General features: G+C 56.3%; 16 protein-coding genes and 1 pseudogene. 9 read left to right on the top strand and 8 right to left on the bottom strand.

The genetic code is table 11. The annotated features are described in order from the left end of the window. The 6 genes and pseudogenes from ACFOSS_RS13255 to ACFOSS_RS13280 form a co-directional block, all read left to right on the top strand. Positions 1-321: pseudogene (locus ACFOSS_RS13255) on the top strand (electron transport complex subunit RsxC); the annotation flags it as partial. A gap of 6 nt (positions 322-327) precedes the next feature. Continuing rightward, a complete protein-coding gene (gene rsxD / locus ACFOSS_RS13260) occupies positions 328-1,377 on the top strand; it encodes an electron transport complex subunit RsxD (protein WP_377153279.1) in 1,050 nt (349 codons plus the stop codon). A 2-nt stretch (positions 1,378-1,379) separates the two neighbouring features. Then, positions 1,380-2,000: an electron transport complex subunit RsxG gene (gene rsxG / locus ACFOSS_RS13265; RefSeq protein WP_377153281.1), complete on the top strand. Its 621-nt coding sequence runs from the start codon at positions 1,380-1,382 to the stop codon at positions 1,998-2,000. Positions 2,001-2,002: 2 nt separating this feature from the next. Continuing rightward, positions 2,003-2,707 carry an electron transport complex subunit E gene (locus ACFOSS_RS13270; RefSeq protein ID WP_377153283.1) on the top strand — a complete coding sequence of 235 codons (705 nt, stop codon included), beginning with the start codon at positions 2,003-2,005 and terminating at the stop codon, positions 2,705-2,707. Between the two features lie 14 nt (positions 2,708-2,721). Further along, positions 2,722-3,357: an endonuclease III gene (nth, locus tag ACFOSS_RS13275; RefSeq protein WP_377153285.1), complete on the top strand. Its 636-nt coding sequence runs from the start codon at positions 2,722-2,724 to the stop codon at positions 3,355-3,357. Between the two features lie 525 nt (positions 3,358-3,882). Beyond that, on the top strand, positions 3,883-4,542 hold the full coding sequence (locus ACFOSS_RS13280; RefSeq protein WP_377153287.1) for a Bax inhibitor-1 family protein: 660 nt from the start codon (positions 3,883-3,885) through the stop codon (positions 4,540-4,542). A 70-nt stretch (positions 4,543-4,612) separates the two neighbouring features. Here the strand turns inward: ACFOSS_RS13280 and speA are convergent, their stop codons facing one another. Next, positions 4,613-6,517 (bottom strand): biosynthetic arginine decarboxylase, encoded by a 1,905-nt coding sequence (speA, locus tag ACFOSS_RS13285; RefSeq protein ID WP_377153289.1) that lies wholly within the window; start codon positions 6,515-6,517, stop codon positions 4,613-4,615. Between the two features lie 756 nt (positions 6,518-7,273). Here speA and pepT point away from each other — a divergent pair. Together pepT and ACFOSS_RS13295 are read left to right on the top strand one after the other, a co-directional pair. Next, positions 7,274-8,509, top strand: a complete 1,236-nt coding sequence (pepT, locus tag ACFOSS_RS13290) for a peptidase T (protein WP_377153291.1) — start codon at positions 7,274-7,276, stop codon at positions 8,507-8,509. A gap of 58 nt (positions 8,510-8,567) precedes the next feature. Then, positions 8,568-10,292, top strand: coding sequence for a lysophospholipid acyltransferase family protein (locus ACFOSS_RS13295; protein ID WP_377153294.1), 1,725 nt, complete (start codon positions 8,568-8,570; stop codon positions 10,290-10,292). Between the two features lie 61 nt (positions 10,293-10,353). Here the strand turns inward: ACFOSS_RS13295 and folE are convergent, their stop codons facing one another. The 5 genes from folE to ACFOSS_RS13320 all read right to left on the bottom strand — a co-directional run bounded on the left by folE (position 10,354) and on the right by ACFOSS_RS13320 (position 16,677). Further along, positions 10,354-11,004: a GTP cyclohydrolase I FolE gene (gene folE / locus ACFOSS_RS13300; RefSeq protein WP_377153296.1), complete on the bottom strand. Its 651-nt coding sequence runs from the start codon at positions 11,002-11,004 to the stop codon at positions 10,354-10,356. A gap of 388 nt (positions 11,005-11,392) precedes the next feature. Then, positions 11,393-13,525: a PAS domain-containing hybrid sensor histidine kinase/response regulator gene (locus ACFOSS_RS13305; RefSeq protein WP_377153298.1), complete on the bottom strand. Its 2,133-nt coding sequence runs from the start codon at positions 13,523-13,525 to the stop codon at positions 11,393-11,395. After that, a complete protein-coding gene (locus ACFOSS_RS13310; RefSeq protein WP_377153300.1) occupies positions 13,525-14,727 on the bottom strand; it encodes an FIST signal transduction protein in 1,203 nt (400 codons plus the stop codon). The genes ACFOSS_RS13305 and ACFOSS_RS13310 overlap by 1 nt, the downstream gene beginning before the upstream one ends. Positions 14,728-14,874: 147 nt before the next feature. Beyond that, positions 14,875-15,234, bottom strand: coding sequence for an Hpt domain-containing protein (locus tag ACFOSS_RS13315; RefSeq protein WP_377153302.1), 360 nt, complete (start codon positions 15,232-15,234; stop codon positions 14,875-14,877). 27 nt (positions 15,235-15,261) lie between these two features. Continuing rightward, complete coding sequence (locus tag ACFOSS_RS13320; protein ID WP_377153304.1) at positions 15,262-16,677, bottom strand: sigma-54-dependent transcriptional regulator; 1,416 nt, start codon at positions 16,675-16,677, stop codon at positions 15,262-15,264. Between the two features lie 135 nt (positions 16,678-16,812). On the opposite strand from ACFOSS_RS13320, the gene ACFOSS_RS13325 reads away from it, so the two are divergent. After that, on the top strand, positions 16,813-18,549 hold the full coding sequence (locus ACFOSS_RS13325) for a sensor histidine kinase (RefSeq protein WP_377153306.1): 1,737 nt from the start codon (positions 16,813-16,815) through the stop codon (positions 18,547-18,549). 5 nt (positions 18,550-18,554) lie between these two features. Here the strand turns inward: ACFOSS_RS13325 and ACFOSS_RS13330 are convergent, their stop codons facing one another. Together ACFOSS_RS13330 and ACFOSS_RS13335 are read right to left on the bottom strand one after the other, a co-directional pair. Continuing rightward, on the bottom strand, positions 18,555-19,313 hold the full coding sequence (locus ACFOSS_RS13330) for a Nif3-like dinuclear metal center hexameric protein (RefSeq protein WP_377153308.1): 759 nt from the start codon (positions 19,311-19,313) through the stop codon (positions 18,555-18,557). Positions 19,314-19,333: 20 nt separating this feature from the next. Further along, the gene (locus ACFOSS_RS13335; RefSeq protein WP_377153310.1) at positions 19,334-20,203 is read right to left on the bottom strand and encodes an SPOR domain-containing protein; all 870 of its coding nucleotides are present in this window, start codon (positions 20,201-20,203) and stop codon (positions 19,334-19,336) included. Positions 20,204-20,210 lie beyond the last annotated feature (7 nt).

Consider the following 20,210-nt stretch of genomic DNA (forward strand, 5'->3'; position numbering starts at 1 on the left):
CCGGCGCAGCCGATAGCCGCGGCTGCAGCGGAGGCAGCGGCCAGCGAGGATCCGCGTAAAGCCGCCGTTGCCGCCGCCATTGCCCGCGCCAAGGCACGCAAGGCCGCCGAGGCCACGCCACCCATGGCTACAGAAACCGTAACGCCAGCGGCGCCAGCGCAGCCGATAGCCGCGGCTGCAGCGGAGGCAGCGGCCAGCGAGGATCCGCGTAAAGCCGCCGTCGCCGCCGCCATTGCCCGCGCCAAGGCACGCAAGGCGCAACAAGACCCTTTATCCTCGGCCAGCCCCGCTGCCGGCTTGACCACCAAGAGTGAGGAGTAACAGCGCATGGCCTTTACGATAGCCAGTGCCCCCCACGGCCACAGCCAACAAAAGACCGCCACCATGATGCGCTGGGTTTTGGCTGCCCTGCTCCCGGGAATCGCCACCCAGTGCTATTTCTTTGGTTATGGTGTGCTGGTGCAACTGTTATTGGGACTCCTGACTGCCGCCGCCAGCGAGGCGCTGGTTCTGGCTCTGCGCCACCGGCCGATCGGTCGCCACCTGCAGGACAGCAGCGCCCTGTTAACTGGGGCCCTGCTGGCCGTCGCCTTGCCCCCTCTGGCGCCCTGGTGGCTGGTCATTATCGGCACCGTGTTTGCCATCATCGTCGCCAAGCAGCTGTATGGCGGGCTGGGACAGAATCCGTTCAATCCGGCGATGGTCGCCTACGTCCTGCTGCTGGTTTCGTTTCCCAGCCAAATGACCAGTTGGCAACCGGCGCACGGGCTGGCAATCGCCCAGCCCGATCTGCTGCAGGCGCTGCAGGCCATTCTGCACTCCGAGGCTGATCACTGGCGCCATACCATAGATGGTGTCACATCGGCGACACCGCTAGACAGCATGAAGACCCAGCTCGGAATGGGGCGTGATATCGCCACCATCCAGGCCCAGGCGCCGTTCGGCGACCTGGCCGGAATCGGCTGGGGATGGGTGAATCTGGCGTTTTTGGCTGGGGGGCTGTTTTTGATTCTGATTGGCACCATCGCCTGGCAGATCCCGACCGCCATGCTGCTGTCATTGACACTCTGTGCTGCGATTGCCCACGGTCTGCATCCGGAACAATTCATGGCCCCGCAGCTACAACTGCTCTCCGGCGCAACCATGCTCGGTGCCTTCTTCATCGCCACGGATCCGGTGACAGCGGCCACAACTCCACGCGGCCGGCTGCTATTTGGTGCCCTGATCGGCATACTGATCTTCGTCATCCGGAGTCTGGGCGGCTATCCCGATGGAGTGGCGTTTGCCGTGTTGCTGGCCAATATCTGCACACCGCTGATCGATAACATCACACGGCCCGCTGTCTATGGCAGCCAGCGTCGCGCGGGAGGGAAGTAAACATGCTCGCATCGATGCGCAACAATGGGCTGCGACTGGCGTTATTCGCGCTGGGCTGCACTGCTGTGGTCGCACTGACAGACCACCTGACGCGCCCGACCATAGCCCGCCAACAGCAGCAGCTGTTGCAGCAACGCCTTAGCGTCATGTTGCCGGCAGGCAGTTACGACAACGATCTGGCCGCCAGTTGCCGCCTGATGATAGCGCCGCAGGCGCTAGGCGATGCTCGCCCTCACCCTGTTTATGTCGCGCTTCGTAACGACCAGCCTAGTGGCTATATCATCGAATCTGTTGCCGCAGAGGGTTATGCCGGTGCCATCCGGCTGCTGACTGCCGTCGACGCGGACGGCCGCCTGTTGCGCCTCGAGGTGCTGGAGCATCATGAAACCCCCGGGCTGGGCGACAAGATAGAGCGCAGCAAGGGAAATTGGCTGGACGGGTTTGTGGGACGGAGTCTCGGCAATAGCCGCTGGGCCGTCAAGAAAGACGGTGGCGACTTCGATTCCTTCAGTGGTGCCACCATCACACCGCGTGCCGTTGTCAACGGTGTGCATGGCCTGCTGCAATGGCTGGCCACCCATCCCGATATGAGTGCAGCACAACGCTGCCAAACGGAGCAGTAGGCATGACGCAGAGTAATCGAATCGCGTGGGGTGACATCGCCCGTCAGGGACTGTGGAAAAACAATCCGGCTCTGGTGCAGGTGCTGGGGCTTTGCCCGACCCTGGCCGTCACTAACTCGGCCACCAATGCCCTGGGTCTTGGCATCGCCACCACCTTGGTCCTGATGCTCAGCAACGTCGCAATCTCCATCGCCCGACGCTGGACCCCCAGCGAAATCCGCATTCCTGTGTATGTGATGATCATTGCGGCGCTGGTCACCTGTGTACAACTGCTGATGAATGCCTACGTCTACGACCTGTATCAGGCGCTTGGCATCTTTATTGCCCTGATCGTGACCAACTGCATCATCATTGGCCGTGCCGAGGCATTTGCCAGCCGCAATACACCGCTGGCTGCGCTGTTTGACGGTCTGATGATGGGGCTGGGATTCTCGCTGGTACTGCTGTTGCTGGGCGCGAGCCGCGAGCTACTGGGTGCCGGCACTCTGTTTGACGGTGCCGATCAACTGCTGGGCCCCTGGGCCAGCGTGCTCAAGGTACAGCTGTTCACCGCCGATGCCGGCTTCCTGCTGGCAATACTGCCCCCTGGCGCCTTTCTGGCTCTCGGCTTCCTGATTGCACTTAAGAACGTCATCGATGCACGTTTTGCACGGCGCAAAACGGTAGCCCCTGTTGTGGTCGAGCGCGCTCGCATGACCACACTCTAAGCACCGGAGGGCGCATGAACAACGTCAAGCGGCTGCAGATCCTCGAGCGGTTACGGGCCGCCAACCCACATCCGACTACCGAGCTGAACTACAGCACGCCGTTCGAATTGCTGATTGCAGTTATCTTGTCGGCGCAGGCCACCGATGTCAGTGTCAACAAGGCGACAGAACGTCTCTATCCGATGGCCAATACACCGGCGGCCATACTGGCGCTCGGCGTCGATGGCCTCAAGGAGTACATCAAGACCATAGGGCTGTATAACGCTAAGGCCGAGAACATTATCAAGACCTGCGCCCAGCTGCTGGCGCGGCACAATGGTGAAGTCCCGGCAGACAGAGCAGCCCTTGAGGCGCTCCCCGGTGTGGGCAGAAAGACTGCGAATGTGGTGCTGAACACCGCGTTTGGCTGGCCAACGATTGCCGTCGACACCCATATCTTTCGCGTCAGCAACCGCACTGGATTTGCCGTTGGCAAGGATGTCGACGCGGTGGAGCAAAAGCTGCTGAAGGTGGTGCCTGCCGAGTTCAAACTCGACGTACACCACTGGCTGATCCTGCACGGCCGCTACACCTGCGTGGCACGCAAGCCCCGTTGCGGCTCCTGCCTGATAGAAGATCTGTGCGAGTTTAAGGACAAGACAGAGATCTGACGCCGGCTTGCCGATTTACGCCGGAAACCACCGCTACCGCGCAAAAAAGCCCCGCACTGCGGGGCGGGCCAAATCCGTGAACGCAAATGTCTGGCAGCTGGCTCTCAACGCCGCGAACCGCGTCCTGCGGCATCACACATGTCGTTGATTAACCCGCCATTCAATCTGCATAACGCACACACAGATCATCGAAATACCATGCTCACTCGATAGCGTGCAGGTTGCAAAAAATGAGTTATCACAGCCGATGTACAGCGCTATCTTGAGATGTCCAAGGTATAAGCAGAATAAATACTTAATTTACCCGCAACGAGATGACGTCGTGATTCATGCCGAGCAGGTTGCAGGCAAGAAACCAGGAGCCCGGCGCCGAACAGCCTATTAGCGCTGGCTGGTCACGGATTGACGATCAATATATTGCTCCAAATGGAACAACCATGTTCTGCTGTCGCCTGGCCTGCACGTCGTTCTGACATGGTTTGCACCCCGGCCGCCCTTTTCACCTCAGCAACAGGAAAACACACTATGGATATGGAAATTGTTCGCCCCGGCGACGAGCGCAGTGGCAGCCTGAGCCCGGCAATGTATAACTTCACCATCGGCCTGACGCTGGTGTGGGGATTTGTCATCAACTGGTTGATGGTGGCGAACATCTCCCCGGAGGCGATCGCCCAGATACCACAGCTGGTGTTTTTTATCGGCTATTTTGCGTGTTGCATGTTGGGGATCTATCTGTTCAAAAGCTCGGATAAGCCGCTGGTGAGCTTTATCGGTTACAACCTGGTCGTCATCCCGTTTGGACTGGTGATCAACCTGGTGGTCAGCCAGTACGATCCGGTACTGGTCTACGATGCATTGCGGGTCACCACCCTGGTTACCGTCGGCATGATGTGTCTGGGCAGCCTGTTCCCCGCGTTCTTCCAGCGCTTGGCCCCTGCGCTGACCATAGCACTGTTGCTGGTCATCATCGTCGAGCTGGTCGAGGTGTTCATCTTCAATATTCACCATCCACTGCTGGACTGGGCTGTGGCCGTGATCTTCTGCGGCTACATCGCCTACGACTGGAGCCAGGCCAACAGCCTGCCGCGCACGCTGGACAACGCCATCGACTCTGCGGCGGCACTTTACATGGACATCATCAACCTGTTCCTGCGCATCCTGCGCATCATGGGGCGCAATCGCTGAGACGCCCGATCTTGCGCGCATAAAAAAACCCCGCCATGGCGGGGTTTTTGCGTGTTGCCGCCGAGGTGTATTACTCGTCGTCTTCGAGGTATGCATAACCTTGCAAGCCGGCATCCAGATCGGCCAGCAACGCGGCTCGCGTCTCGGCATCCAGTGACGGGTGAGCCGCCAGCACTTCGTAATTTTCACGAATGCGCTCTGGCTTGATGTTGACGTAACGCAGCAGGTTATCAACCGTATCGCCACGGATGATGTGACTGATCACCGGCTTGCCATTCTCATCCAGGCAGATGTCGGCACTGTGAGTATCACCAAACAGGTTATGCAGATCCCCCAGGATCTCCTGATAGGCGCCAACCAAGAAGAAGCCCATGTAGCAGGTTTCATCGTCGGCAAACTCCGGCATCGGCAGCGTGCTCTCGACCCCTACGCCATCCACATAGTGATCCACCATGCCGTCGGAGTCACAGGTGATATCCAGCACCACACCCCGACGCACCGGAGGGCGGTTCAGACCGGATAGCGGCATGACCGGGAAGATTTGATCAATCCCCCAGGCATCTGGCAACGACTGGAACAATGAGAAGTTGACGAAGCACTTGTCAGCCAGCTTGTCGTTGAGATCATCAAGCATGGCGCGATGTTGGCGGTTGATGGGGTTCAACAGCTCTTTGACGCGCAGGCACAGGTTCAGGTGCAGCTCTTCGGCCCAGGCTCGCTCCGTCAGCGTCATCAGACCCATGGTGTACTGGCTATGCACATCGGCCAAGTCGGCTACCGAGTCGTGGAAAATTTCCAGCAGCCCCGGATCCTCCTCATTGAGCTCCATCCAGCTGCGCCACATGTTTTGCAGCAGCAACGGCGCCGTCTCGTCCGGTGCTTCCAGCTCGCGGCTCTCGACCTTCTCGGTGCCGATGACATTGGAGATGAGCACCGCATGGTGAGCGGTAATGGCGCGGCCAGACTCACTGATGATCGTCGGATACGGCAGATCGAACTCGCGACAGACGTCACCGATGCCCCATACCACGTTATTGGCGTATTCACGCAAACTGTAGTTCGCAGAACAGTGGCTTTGCGAACGGGAGCCCTCGTAATCCACCCCCAGACCACCGCCGACGTCAACGACATCGATGGCGGCACCGAGGCGGCGCAGTTCCGCATAGAAACGACCGCACTCGCGAATGCCACTCTGGATGTCGCGAATGTTGGCGATCTGTGATCCCAGATGGAAATGCACCAGTTGCAGCCACTCCAGTTTGCCCAGCTCGCGCAAACGGTCGACCAGGCGCAGAATCTGGGCGGCTGACAAGCCAAACTTTGATTTTTCACCACCACTGGCCTGCCACTTGCCAGCGCTTTGATGCGCTAAACGAGCACGCACACCGATACGCGGTGCCACCTTCAGCCGTTCAGCCTCATCCAGAACCAGTTCCAGCTCGGAGGGTTTCTCGACCACGATATAGACATCGTGCCCCATCAATCCACCCAGCAGGGCATGACGGACGTATTCGCGATCCTTGTAGCCGTTACAGACAATCACGGTGCCGTGCTCATGGCGATGCGACAACACGGCCAGCAATTCCGGCTTGGAACCGGCTTCCAGCCCCAGCCGCGGCTTATCGTCATAGGCTCGCGCGATGGACTCGATAACCTGATTTTGCTGGTTTACCTTGATCGGATAGACGCACTGGTAGCGCCCTTGGTAACCATAACTTTCAATCGCCTGCTGGAAGGCGCCAAACAGCGCATCCACCCGACTCTTGATGATGTCCGGGAATCGCAACAAGACAGGGGCAGCGTAACCCTGCTTGCGCAGCTCCTCGATAATGTCGACAAGCGAAATGCGATGCTCGGGGCGACGCTTGTCCGGCGCCACCACAACATTGCCGTTGTCATCCAGATGAAAAAAGCCACCGCCCCAGTAAGGCAGGTTATAGACCTTGAGAGCGTCCGCTGAGGACCAGTTAGTCATGGGCTATGCCTCGCAATAAGACTTCCACTCCGGGAAATCGTTACTGGCCAAATCACAATCCAGCCACACTTCCATCATGGAAGGCGCTGGGGTAGCTGTTGCCCGCAGAGCTTGGGCTCCAATGCGCTGCTGCATGCTGCGGGCCTTTTTCATTCCCATGATATGGGGGTCATGGTCAGAGCTGCCCGGTCGGGCTCACTTGCCTTGCCACGCAGCCAACCGTACCGCCATGGGTGGCGGATACAGCAACAGTTGATGGCAGGGAAAGAATGAGTTGAGTCAACGCACGGCAGCTTTCGTAATCAACGACGACAACATCGGACATCCCGGCGTTCACCCCTTTGGTTCAACGTTTCGGTCAGCATGCAGACACACCCTGACACTAGATAAAAGCCCCTCGACCGAAGTCGAAGGGCTGCGTATTCATTCAACCGCCAGACAGCCTTGTCTGACCGTTATTTTCGCGGAGTGTACACACAGTTTTTTCCAATTGCCAACGGAAATCTTGACGTCAAAAACTCCAAAAAAAACAAGGTTTACAGCACAAATGAGAATTCATGAAAACTGAATGAATAATTACCCAAAATCAGCCTAGGCCCCATGCTCGCCTGCAGCCCCGGATAACCAGATGAACCCTAGATCACCACGGAAAAAACCAGCATAAGCTACTGAAAACATGCGTTTGCGCAATAATAGTCTCTGATGCCATCGGCATACTGTGACACCCTGACTATGAAACGCACAGAGTCCACCGCCATGGAAAAATTGTTGTCCCGCTTCTTTCGCTATATCGCCGTTGATACCCGCTCCGATGAGCGTCATGCCCGCTGCCCCTCCACCGCGGGCCAATTGAAACTGGCCGTCATGCTGAACGAAGAGCTCAACGACATGGGGCTCAGCGATGTGACGCTGGACGACAACGGTTACCTGACCGCTCGCCTGCCGAGCAATGCGCCGCAGCCGGTACCGGCTATCGGCTTCATCGCCCACATGGATACGGCACCGGATTATTCCGGCAAGCACGTCAAACCTCAGTTGGTGGAGCAGTATCAGGGCGGCGAGATAGCCCTGGGCAAAGGGATTGAATACCTGAGCCCTCGGGATTTTCCAATATTGCGTAATTACATCGGCCAGGATCTGATCACGACGGATGGCACCACGCTGCTCGGCGCGGACGACAAGGCCGGTATTGCCGAAATCCTCACCGCCATTGCCTATTTACAGGCTCACCCGGAAATAGTGCACGGCGACATTTATATCGGCTTTACCCCGGATGAGGAGATCGGCCGCGGCGCTAACCTGTTCCCACTGGACCGTTTTCCTGCCCGCTGGGCTTACACTGTGGATGGGGGCGAGCTGGGCGAACTGGAATTTGAGAATTTCAATGCCGCCACCGCCACGATAGAGGTACGCGGCAACAATGTGCACCCCGGCACGGCCAAGGGCATCATGGTCAATAGTCAGACGCTGGCGGCCCAATTTCATGCCGCCATGCCCGCCGATCAGACCCCGGAATGTACCGAAGGCTACGAAGGTTTCTTCCACCTGATCAACCTGCAAGGCTCCGTGGAAAAGAGCTGTCTGACCTACATCATTCGCGACTTCGATGCAGACAATTTTGCGCAACGACACGACTTCCTGGCTGACAGGGTGGCACAGTGGAATAGCAAATTGGATCAACCACGTTTTACGCTGACCATCCAGGAGAGCTACCGCAACATGCGCGAGATGGTGGAGCCGCACCAGCACATTATCGATATTGCCGAGCAGGCCATGCGCGAAGTCGGCATTACCCCGCTGATCAAGCCGATCCGTGGCGGCACCGACGGTTCACGACTCTCCTTCATGGGGCTACCCTGCCCGAATCTGTTTACCGGCGGTCACAATTTCCATGGCAAGCATGAATTCATTCCGCTGCAATCCATGGAAAAGGCCGTAGAGACTCTCGTCGCCATCGCCCGCCTGACTGTCACAGCGTCGTCATCAATCTGACGTAATCCATTCATCTGGGCTGCACATACTGGTCTCCGGTTCTGCCGGAGGCCACATCATGTTCAGTGTCGAAAATCTGCTTCACCACTATATGCCCAGTCGCTCGAAACCGGGCTGGCTCATCAGCATGCTGCGCCGTTTGTTCTATGAGAATGACTTCCAGCAATTTGCGGCACGCTACCCGCACCTGCAGGGACTGGATTTTGTCGAACAGGTGTTGAGCTACTTTGACTTTGCCTGCGATGTCGCCGACAACGAACTGGAACATATCCCCAGCCACGGGCCCGTGATCCTGGTTGCCAACCACCCGATAGGAACCCTCGATGGCATGGCGCTGCTGCGTGTCATTGCCCGCGTGCGACCCGATGTACGCATCGTTGCCAACCAGTTGCTGAGCCAGGTCGCGCCGATGCAAAGCCTGTTGATTCCAGTCGACAACATGGGCAATCGCACCAGTCGGCAGCAAGTCGAGGCCATGCGCGATCATCTGGATCAAGGGCGCGCCCTGATCATCTTTCCTGCCGGTGAGGTGTCACGTCTCAAGCCAAATGGCGTACGTGACGGTCGCTGGAACAGCGGTTTCCTCAGGCTCGCCGCGCGGGGCCGAGCCCCTATCGTGCCGCTGTACGTGCGCGGACGTAACTCGCCGCTATTCTATTTGATCTCGATGCTCTATAAACCACTGGCCACGCTGTTGTTGATTCGCGAGATGTTTGCTCACCGTCGCGGCCGCATCCAGTTACGCATCGGAGCTCGCATCCCCTACAGCGCCTGGGCGGACAAAGACCTGTCACTCGATCAGATCGCCAAGCGTTTTCGCAAACACCTCTATCGACTGGCCAAAGGAAAAAGCGGCCTGTTCCGCAGCGAAGCGCCGATCGCACTGCCAGAGGATCGCATCCAGCTCAAGGAAGCCATCACCGAGTGTGAACATCTGGGTACGACGGCCGATGGCAAGCGGATTTGCCTCTATCGTCGCCAACAACAGAGCCATGCGCCGATACTGCGTGAAATAGGCCGCTTGCGAGAGATCGCCTTTCGAGCCGTCGGTGAAGGCAGCGGGCAACGTCGGGATCTGGACCGCTACGACGATGACTATTTCCATCTGCTGTTATGGGATCCTGACGCACTGGAGATCGTCGGTGCCTACCGACTGATCCCGACTGCAGAACAGGTCGCGCAACGTGGGCTGGGCGGTCTTTACAGTCACAGTCTGTTCGAGTATGACGCGGCCATGGCGGGGATCCTCGAACAGGGCATCGAATTGGGGCGCAGCTTTATTCAGCCCATCTATTGGGGAAGGCGCAGTCTCGACTACTTGTGGCAAGGGATTGGCGCCTTTCTGGCCCGCCATCCTCAGTATCGCTACCTGTTTGGCCCTGTCTCGCTCTCTGCCAGCTTGCCATTGCCGGCGCGCGAACTGCTGATTGCCTTTTACCGGCTCTACTTCACTGCCGAACCGGGTCTGGCCCAATCACGGCGACCTTGTCCGCCCTCCCTCCCCGAGGTAATTGCCCAATTTACCGGGGATGATTACCTCTGTGACCTGACGCGCCTCAAGAGCATGCTGGACAATCTCGGTTGCGCCATTCCGACACTCTACAAGCAATACACTGAGCTGTGCGAGCCGGGGGGCGTTTCGTTTATCGATTTCGGCACCGATCCCGACTTCGCCAACTGCATCGATGGGCTGGTCTTAGTCGACTTGAGCCGTCTTAAGCCATCACGTCACGCCCGTTACATTGCCCCTTATCTGCCTCTGCCTGCATCAGATGCGGCCTGAGATGACGGGTACAAACGCACAAGGGGAACCGCAGGTCCCCCTTGTGTCATCCATGAATGGCTTAATCGCGACTCAGGAACTCCTGGCGCGTGGCCTGATTGCTCTTGAACATGCCACCTAGCGAAGTCGTTGTCGTAACACTGGTCGCATCCATCACCCCTCGCGACTTGACACAATAGTGGGTTGCCGTGATGGAGATAGCCACGTGCTCGGTTTCCAGCAGTGTCTGTAACGCCACCAGGATCTGTTGCGTCAGACGCTCCTGAACCTGTGGTCGCTTGGCGAAGAATTGCACAATGCGGTTGATTTTAGACAAGCCGATGACCTTGTCTCGCGGAAAGTAAGCCACCTTGGCAAAACCATCGATGGTTACGAAGTGATGCTCACAGGTACTGGTGACGCTGATGTTACTGACCTTGACCATTTCATCGACCCCCATCTTATTTTCGATCAGGGTGATTTTCGGAAATTGCTGATAATCCAGGCCGGAGAAAATCTCTTCAACATACATTTTGGCGATGCGCTGCGGCGTTTCGGCCAAGCTGTCATCTCGCATGTCCAAACCGAGAACCTCCATCACACCGCGCATATGCTCTTCGATTCGCAGCTTGCGCTGTGCCGAATCGAGGCCATTCTCTATTTGCGGTGTTTCCAGACCCCTGGCTTCAAGGGCAGCACGAACCAGACGGGCTTCGTTGCTCAGGCTAGACATTACTTCTTCTCCATCACCATCCAGAATCTGCATCATAGCACCAAAGCATGTGGACGCCGAGCATTCAGCGCACTCTGACGACGACAACTCCGCAACACCTCACTCACTTGACGGCAACAATAGCTGGTACCAGCCAGACGGCAGCACAGCAGACTTATGCCGTGATTGCAAATTGCAAAGCAATATTTGCAATTTGCAATTTTCCATTTGCATTTTGCAGCCTTGAATGAGGCCATTGGCAAATGGGATAGCGTTAATTCATGTAAAAAGCCCGCTCTGGCGGGCTTCTTCGACATTTTTAAAAAGTTGGCACGCATTTTTCATATATGTATACGTAAACCAGTTTTATCCCGTGCTCTCTTCAGCGACAGCTGAAGTTTGGTCAACCTCAGGTTGACCATTTTTTTTGCCCGCAAGCCAGCAAAAGTGCCTGCTGGAGTCGAGCCGAAGTGACCGGTTTACCGATAATGTCACACATACCTGCCGCGCGGCAGTCACGCATGTCCTCATCCGATACATTCGCCGTCAACGCCAGGATAGGTAATTGCGGGTGCGTCAGCCGAATATGGCGTGTCGCCTCCAGACCATCCATTTCCGGCATACGCAAGTCCATCAGCACCACATCTGGCCCCATTTCTCGCACCGCCTCGATGGCCAAGCGGCCATTGACTGCCAACGTCACCTTGTGACCGAGCTTGCGCAGCATTGCCTGCAGCACCTGTTGGTTAACGATGCTATCTTCGACCAGCAGTACATGTTGCGGCGGAATAGAATCATATTCTGGCTCGTCCCTGGGGAGCTCAGTACGAATGCCTCCCTCTGCCTCAATCAAGGGGATCCGGAACCAAAAACGACTACCCACTCCGACCTGGCTCTCGACGCCGATTTCGCCATGCATTAACTCCACCAGTCGTTTACTGATCGCCAGTCCCAGTCCCGTCCCGCCAAAGCGGCGTGTAGTAGAAGGGTCCAGTTGTCGAAACAGATGAAACAGTTCATGACAACGCGCTTCCGGGATCCCCACACCGGTGTCGCTCACAGAAAACACCAAGGTATCGCCGTCACGTTGAACCGACAGCACAACGTGGCCACGCACCGTAAATTTGATGGCATTGCCCAATAGATTGAACAGAATCTGTGTCAACCTAAGCGGATCCCCTTGCAGATGGGACGGCAACTGCGGATCCATATCCAGGCGCAACGCTATGCCTTTGTTTCGCGCCTGCTCACTGAGCTGAGTAATGACTGAATTGAGAACAAAGCGCGAAGAGAAAGGTATGCTCTCCAACTGCATGGCCCGCGACTCGATACGCGAGAGGTCAAGCACATCGTGCAGTAACGTCTGCAGCAATGATGCCGAATGCGAAACGTGATGGATCAGCTCACGTTGCGTCGATGTCAGTTCACTTTGTTCCAGCAATTCGAGCATGCCGAGAATGGCCTGCATCGGCGTTCGAATCTCATGCGACATGACGGCCAGAAACTGTGACTTGGCACGGTTGGCCGCATCGGCACGTTGCTTGGCCCGTTTGAGCTCTTGATTGCGCACTATCTGACTGGTGATATCGTTAACCGTTCCCTGGTAACCAGCAAAGTGACCGTCCTCATCAAAATAGGGATCGGCATTGATGGATAACCAGCGCTCCTGACCATTAAATAGCACCTCAAAGCGGAATGCCCGAATCGACTTGTGCGCCTCAAGATCTTGAGAATAACGGCGCCACTTCTCCACCTTGGCCTGTTCCCTGTCCGTTCGATAGTCAACAAAGCGGCGGCCGACGATCTGGTCCATTAGGCGAGAGGTAAAATCACCGCGCGCTATGTCATCGGGGAACGGAACAAAACGGTAATCTCGGTCAGTGATCCAGAACCAGTCACTGGCCATCTCGGCAAATTGGCGAAAACTGGTTTGCGAGCGCCGCAACGCTTGGGTCTTCTCCTCCACCAGCCGTTCAAGACGCGCCCGGTAATCAACGTTCAACAGCGCCTGATCCATTAAGGGACGGTATCGCTGAATCAAGGAACGCGAGGTGAGATTCAGCCGATGGCACTGCGAATGACAGCAGATCAGCATCAATTTTCCTTGCACCAGCTGCAAGGCAGTTAACAACACGCTGCCCGCCATTTTCTGTACTGACGGGTGGCACGCGGCGAACTCCGGGCTCTGTGACGGATCAAATAATGCCACTGTCTCGCCGCCCAGCACGCGTTGAAACAGAACACCGGCGTGCCAGCGTTGTTGTTCCAGCTGAGGGTCGCTGGCGACAACACAATCCAGCTTGGATCCTGCATCATCTGCATACAGGATCGCCGCATGTTCAAAGCCAATCAGCGGCCGAAGGATCTGAATCAAGGTTTCCAGCAGACCATGAATGCTTTGGGAACGCGTTAGGGTCGCGATGCCTTTGAGTAACAGCCGATTTTCAGTCTGCAGTCGATGCTCTCGCTCGCGTGTTGCAGCAAGCTCCAGTTGAGCATCATGCAACGCCATGTTCAACGATTCATCAAAGGTGTCCTGCATCAGACCTCCTCCAACCGTTTAACAAACAACACGTGTGAAATCATCAGGTTGCCGTGGGCGTTTTCCCCGCCAGAGAAACGCCCCTGCTCACCGAAAGTATAAGGGCCAATAAAAGGCACCCCATCGCGAGCGGTCTGCAATGACGTCACGACTTGCTCCATGTCTGGATGGATGGTCAACATGCAACCGGCACAAAACACATTTAAGGCCGCTATCTGCTCCATCAATTCAGGTTCAGGATCAAGAGGCAGCGCTGTGCTTCGCACCACCTTCTCGACCAAACCGGAACGGTTGCCATGCATCAGCATGACCGTTTCACCCACGTCAATCTCGGTAAACAGCCACAAACTACGGTCCGTTCCCATTTTCTCGGGGTGTGACAATTTGTAATAAGGAATACCGCCAAGCTGTCCGACCTGTCGAGCCAGTGGGAAGAGCGTGGTTTGGCGAAGAATGTAGTCGCCAGGCTGAGCATCGCTCAGCACCCCCTGTGTCCAACGGTCATAGACCTCGGCGGCTGGCTGATGATCGATTTCGATCAGCTCGCGACCGTTGGCTCGCGTGACCACGCCCTTGACGCCGGCTGGCATATAGGTGGAGAAGAAATGTGTCATCACTTCACAGCTGGGGAAAAACACCGCCAGGGCGAGCCCCTCCGAGAGGATCCCCTCCTGAGTTAACAGCTGACTCGACTCCCCTTGCAGGTTATGCGCTGCGCTACCACCGACAATGGGGACCGAGTCGCCCAGTTCAGACTCAATGGCCGCGATGATGCGCTCTTCTGCTCCGGGACTGGCGTGCATCCAGATCAACGCCGGCAATTCACCATGGCGTCCACTGTTTGCCAATGCTCGGTGCAGCACACTGCTCGTCACCTGCGCAACATCCCCGGTGAGAGCCGCCATCGCGGTACCATAGGCACCGGCCGCATCACACAGGGCCCAGGCGGCCAAGGCGTAACCGTCCGCGGAATGGTACCCCTTGTCGGTCATAATCCCCTGGCAGGAGGTACAGCCCAGTAACGCCGTAGCAGGATACGCCTGCTGCAGATGCTGCAAAATCTGCTGGCCATCATGGGGAGCGGTAAAATAGACGAACATGAGTTCAGGCTCGCCAGGAATACGCTGTTGCAGGCGGGCAATTAGTTCATCTACCGCGGCGCGGCTTTCTGGAATCAACGAAAAAGCAGTAACGACGTTCACAACGGCTCCAACTGTCGATAATGGCCGAACGGCAAGAAATGATTATACGGCAGATGTGAAAGTGGCCCAGTATCAACGGCTGACATTATGTGCAAGCCATGACCTACCGCACCCTTACGAGATGGGATATAGAAGATGAAGCTGGGCTCAATGCGATAGCATGCTTTGCTCGGCAATAAAACGCTGCAGTGAAAGTGAGCTCTGTGGCACGCTGTATTGCAGTGCAGCCAAGTATTGACGGATGCTATCCCAGCGCTGTTGACGACAAGCCATCTCCAACGCCTTGGCCTCCAGATGACTTTGGTTGGCACCATAAGTGGCACACACTGATTTCAGGGTGTGCGCCAGCAGGGACAAGGTTTCGGCGTCTTGAGATGAAAGGGCTTTCTCCATTTCAAGCAACGCTTGTTCACTGTCCTCGACAAAAATAGTGACCAACTGAGGCAGTATTTCATAGCCAGCATCTTGACCCAATTGGTCAATGATCTGCTGATCGATCCATTGCATGTGCTCTCTCCCGCTTTGACAGGATGATTATTCTTTGTTGTTCGCAAGCCCGCTCGCTTGCCAGTTTTGCATCTTGCGATAGATTGTCGACGGACTCACGCCAAGCAGCCTTGACGCCTGGGGGATATTACCATCGCAATACTCAATAGCGTCTAGAATAGCCTGTCTCTCGACCTCAGCCAAGGGACGAATGGGTCTGACTGCTGATTCATTGCCGACGGGGGCAATCGTTTGCGGCGTGATTGCCGGTTCCGGGTGAATGCTGACCGGGTCACGAATCGTCAGAGGTAACATATTGGGTGTCACTTCATGACCATCATGCAAGACGACAATCTGGCGAATCGCATTCTGCAATTCACGGATGTTGCCTGGCCAACGGTAACTCAACATCTGGCGACGAGCCAAATCGTTGAAGCGGACGAACCGTTTGTTCTCTTCAGCCGAAAAGTCACGCAGGAACTTCTCGGCGATTCGCAAGGCGTCATCACCTCGTTCGCGTAATGGCGGCAAATGCAACGGTATGACGTGCAGCCGGTAATAGAGGTCCTCACGAAACCGTCCGGCCGCGACTTCGCGTAATGGATCGCGGTTAGTCGCGCACACAATCCGCACATCGACTCGCTGTGTCTGCCCCCCCCCCACTTTTTGAAAGGTTCCGGTCTGCAAAAAACGGAGCAGCTTGCTCTGCAGTTCAAGATCCATTTCACAGACTTCATCCATGAACAGGGTACCGCCATCGGCACGCCCCGCCGCACCGAGCCGATCGCTGACGGCGCCTGTGAACGCGCCTTTGACATGGCCAAAAATCTCACTCTCCATCAGATCTTTGGGTATCGCTGCGCAGTTAAGCGCCACAAACTCTCCTTGCCGGCCACTGAGTCTATGTATGGCCTCCGCGCTGACCTCTTTGCCCGTCCCGCTTTCTCCGGTTATGAAGAGGGTGGCGCGTGAGGGCGCCGCCGTTTCAATCGTGTGGTAAATCTCCTGCATTACGAGGCTGGAGCCTACAAACCCTTCGAAACGATCACGTGGGTACTGATGCTGATAGCGGTTAACCAGAGTATTAAGCCGTCGATACTCAATCGTGTTGTGGAGTGTCACTCGCAACCGATCGGCATCAATTGGCTTGGCGATGAAATCATGTGCTCCCAGTCGCATGGCATCAACCGCCAGATCCACCGAACCGTTTGCCGTCATCACAATGGTGCTGACAGACGCACCCTGTTCTTTTAACTGGCGCAATATGTCCAAGCCAGACATGTCAGGCAGATGCAGATCCAGCAACATAATATCGGGTTGCAGTGAGTGAAGCTGCTCTATCGCCGCAGCCCCAGTGGCCACGGCGATCAGCTCGATCGCCTCATGCTTGAGGTAGGCCTGATACACAGCGCTCAACGGCGCCGAGTCTTCAACCATCAATACTTTTGGCTTAATAAAATCCATTCCACCTCCCCCGATCAGCCAGCTAGGGTACTCTCAGTGGCCCTATGCCGGCAAGGCTCACAACCCCGACACAGAGTTTTGCTTTTTAGCCGGCCGGGACAATGCTTATAGCAAGCATAACGACTGGCAAAATCGATGAAACTGCGGCTACGACATCGCATTCAACTCACACTTTTTTTACTGTTTTTCTTCCCGGCTCTGCTACTGGTGTCAGGCGAAAAGCATCTAAATGCTGACCGAGAACATCGACTGCAGCCGCTTGAAGCTGAGCAATTACTTGCCTACTACGCCCAGAACATCTGGCAACAATGGCAACGGGATCTAAACGCTACACGTCTTGATGCCCCCTTACCGCACTCCATCAAGGGCTATTGGCGGAAACAGAACGATGCATGGCAAGGCAACCGTCGTGTACCACAAGTCGGTCTCATGCCCTGCCCCGAAGCCGAAGGGCGATTTATCACCCTGGTCAGCACTCATCTGGTGCAGGTCTATTACTGCCGGCAAAATGCCGAAACCAAACAGATCTACCAGCTCAACCTGGATACACTGCTGCAACAGAAACTTGCCTCTGAGCATTTTAAGCTGGCGTGGGTTTTCCCGGCTGAAGGCGTAGCATTTCAGCCGAGTAGAGGATCTGAAAAACAGGACATCACACTGCTAGCCAGTTCGATTAAGCCATCCCTGCAACGTCATGATCAAGGCTCAGTACTGCAGCCCCCGTTGCACTATTTCTGGCATCCTTTACCGATAGCAGACACGCGCCTACTACTGGTCCATAACCTTGGCAACAATTACCTCATGGGAGGGTTGTTGGTTGGCTGGCTCGTACTGTCCCTGCTATTGAGCCTGTTGCTCAGCCGCTGGCTGACACAGCTGATCCAGCAACGGCTAGCCTTTTTCAGCCGTGCCGCAGCGCTCGTCGCGCTAGGCGATTTTTCATTCCGACTTCCAGAACAACACCAGGATGAGTTCATCGTCATCAATCAGCTGTTCAACCGCATGCTTGGCGAAATGCAACGCCAACAGCAACAGGTCTCAGAGCAAAATCTGATGCTGCAAGAGACAAATGACAAGCTCAAAGAGACATTGGCTACGGTGCAGCTGATGCAGGGTGAACGCTTTGAAAAAGCAAGAGTATTGCTGCAGAGTGCTGAAATTGGCCTCCTGCGTCACACAGTACAATCCCCACTCTCTTCCTTGCAGCAAGGCGTGGAACAACTTGATTCCCTGCGGCAATCGATGGCCGTGCAACTGCAACACCCGGGCCTGAACCGTACTGAATTGCAGGAGAGCCAACAGTATTTGGCTGAGTTGGTTCATCATCTATCCGAACAACTTCAGCAATTAAACCAGCAGCTCACCACCTCGCACGCAGGTCCGGTACCGGACCTGGGAGAACCCAGCGATATTCGGCTCGCTGAATTGTTACAGCAGGTTATCTGCGACTACACACCGCGGCTGAACGCCGCCGGCCACAAAATCTATGTGCGCTGCTCAAGCCAGCTGGTGTTGCATCTCTATCCGCAAGTGCTCTACCAGGTGCTTTCACATCTGCTAAACAATGCATTGCAACATGCCTTCCCTGCGGGAGTGGCGGGAGAGATCCTGATCTCGGTAAAACAGGAAGCGAAGCAGTTGCTGATTACCTTCCGTGACACTGGAGTCGGCATTGATGATCTTAACCAGTCGCGATTGTTCCAGCCGTTCCACAGCACAGATCAGGCCTATCAAGCCGCAGGAATGGGGCTCTATCTGGCCAGGCAGCTGGTCGAGGAGCTACTACGGGGACAATTGCATTATCAACGCAGCGAAGAAAAAGGCAGCACCTTTATCATAGTGCTGCCTCTGGCTGTGAATGATCAGGAATAGGCAAGTTAGGCCGGATTAGGGATGTCAATGAAACGAACGTCCAAGCCATGCTGCTCGCTAAGCCAGGCGCCCAGAGCCTGGATACCATAACGTTCTGTGGCATGATGGCCAGCGGCAAAAAAATGAATACCCATCTCCCGGGCGATGTGTATGGTCTGCTCCGAGACCTCGCCGGTGATAAAGGCATCGACCCCTGCCTCAGCCGCGCGGCTGATATACCCCTGGCCTCCGCCAGTGCACCAGGCCAGGCGACGTATTTGCTCAACACCGTTGTCGCCAGAATGCAGTACCGCACGCCCCAAGCGCGACTCTATCCGCTGTGCCAGCGCAGAGCCTGACAAGGGTGAGCTCAATTCACCCGTCAGGATGAGGCAGGTTGGATCCTGCGGATCCAGCGGCCCGGTTACCTCAATCCCCAGTACCTGTGCCAATTGCGCATTATTTCCCAACACCGGATGGGCATCGAGCGGCAGATGATAGGCATAAAGATTGATGTCATGCGCCAACAACGTCTGCAGACGGCGCTTTTTGATGCCGCGAATACTCGGCGCTTCATTTCCCCAAAAGTAGCCATGATGCACCAGCACCGCATCCGCCTGACTGGCCACGGCAACATCCAGTAATGCCTGGCTTGCCGTCACGCCGGCCACGATTTGGTACACATCCGGTCGACCTTCAACTTGCAAGCCATTCGGGGCATAGTCTTTGAAACGGCTGCAATCCAGTTGGGTAGAAATCAGCGCCTCGAGCTCGAAATGATTCATGCGCGCTCCTCTCCTGAACATTAACCTAATGGCGAATACGCGATAATTTTCGCCGAAGTTCCGGCGATCTGACTCACCTTCGGCACCAGCGCTTCCAGCCGGGCGCGAGAGGCGTCCGGGCCCACGGTCACACGGTACATGGTGCTTGTGCCACTGCGTACCGGGGTCAGATTAGCCGGTAGGCCACTGGCGCGCAGACGACTCATCAAGGCCCTGGCATTCTCGCCACTGGAAAAAACTCCCGCCTGAATGGTCCATGCCGAACCGGATGCCGATGCGCTGGTAACAGGTGCGGCCTTGGGTGCAGTGGTTGGTTTGCTGGCAACGACGGGAGCCCGCTCATCCACCTCGACAAAAGGTTTGATCTGACCAGCCTGCAACTTGGGTTTTTCTGTCACAGGCGCAACCGGCTGGGCAGAGGCTGGCGTCTTGGCCTCAGGAGTGTTGCTCTTGGGAGCTGCCGCTACTTTGATTTCAGCCTTCTTGTCGACAACGGGTTTGGGTTGTGCTGGCGGCTGGGCCGCGGAGGTTGAGGTTGTGACAACATGGCTCGCCTGTGCCTGATTCAGGGTTGTGGTATCAGCCACCTCATCGACAGACCATTGCTCAGTATGGCCACTGGCGACCACCACTCCTTCGGGAGCGACACCCGTTGACGATGCACTGGACACCCCGGCGGAGGCGCTGGTTGCCACCACGATTCCGCCAGTGACGCCGCCGGCGGCCGAGACGGAAGGCTTAACCGCAATCTCATCCGGATTGAGCGGCACGCTGGCGATAGGCTCATGAGGATTGTTGTGCTTGCCGGTCAGCAAATCGGGCAAAAAAATCACACCGAGTGAAACCAAAATGACGGTTCCAATCAATCGATTCTGAAACTGGGTCGCCAATGTCTCG

The sequence above is a fragment of the Pseudaeromonas sharmana genome, from assembly GCF_042649925.1.
GTDB classification, from domain to species: domain Bacteria; phylum Pseudomonadota; class Gammaproteobacteria; order Enterobacterales; family Aeromonadaceae; genus Pseudaeromonas; species Pseudaeromonas sharmana.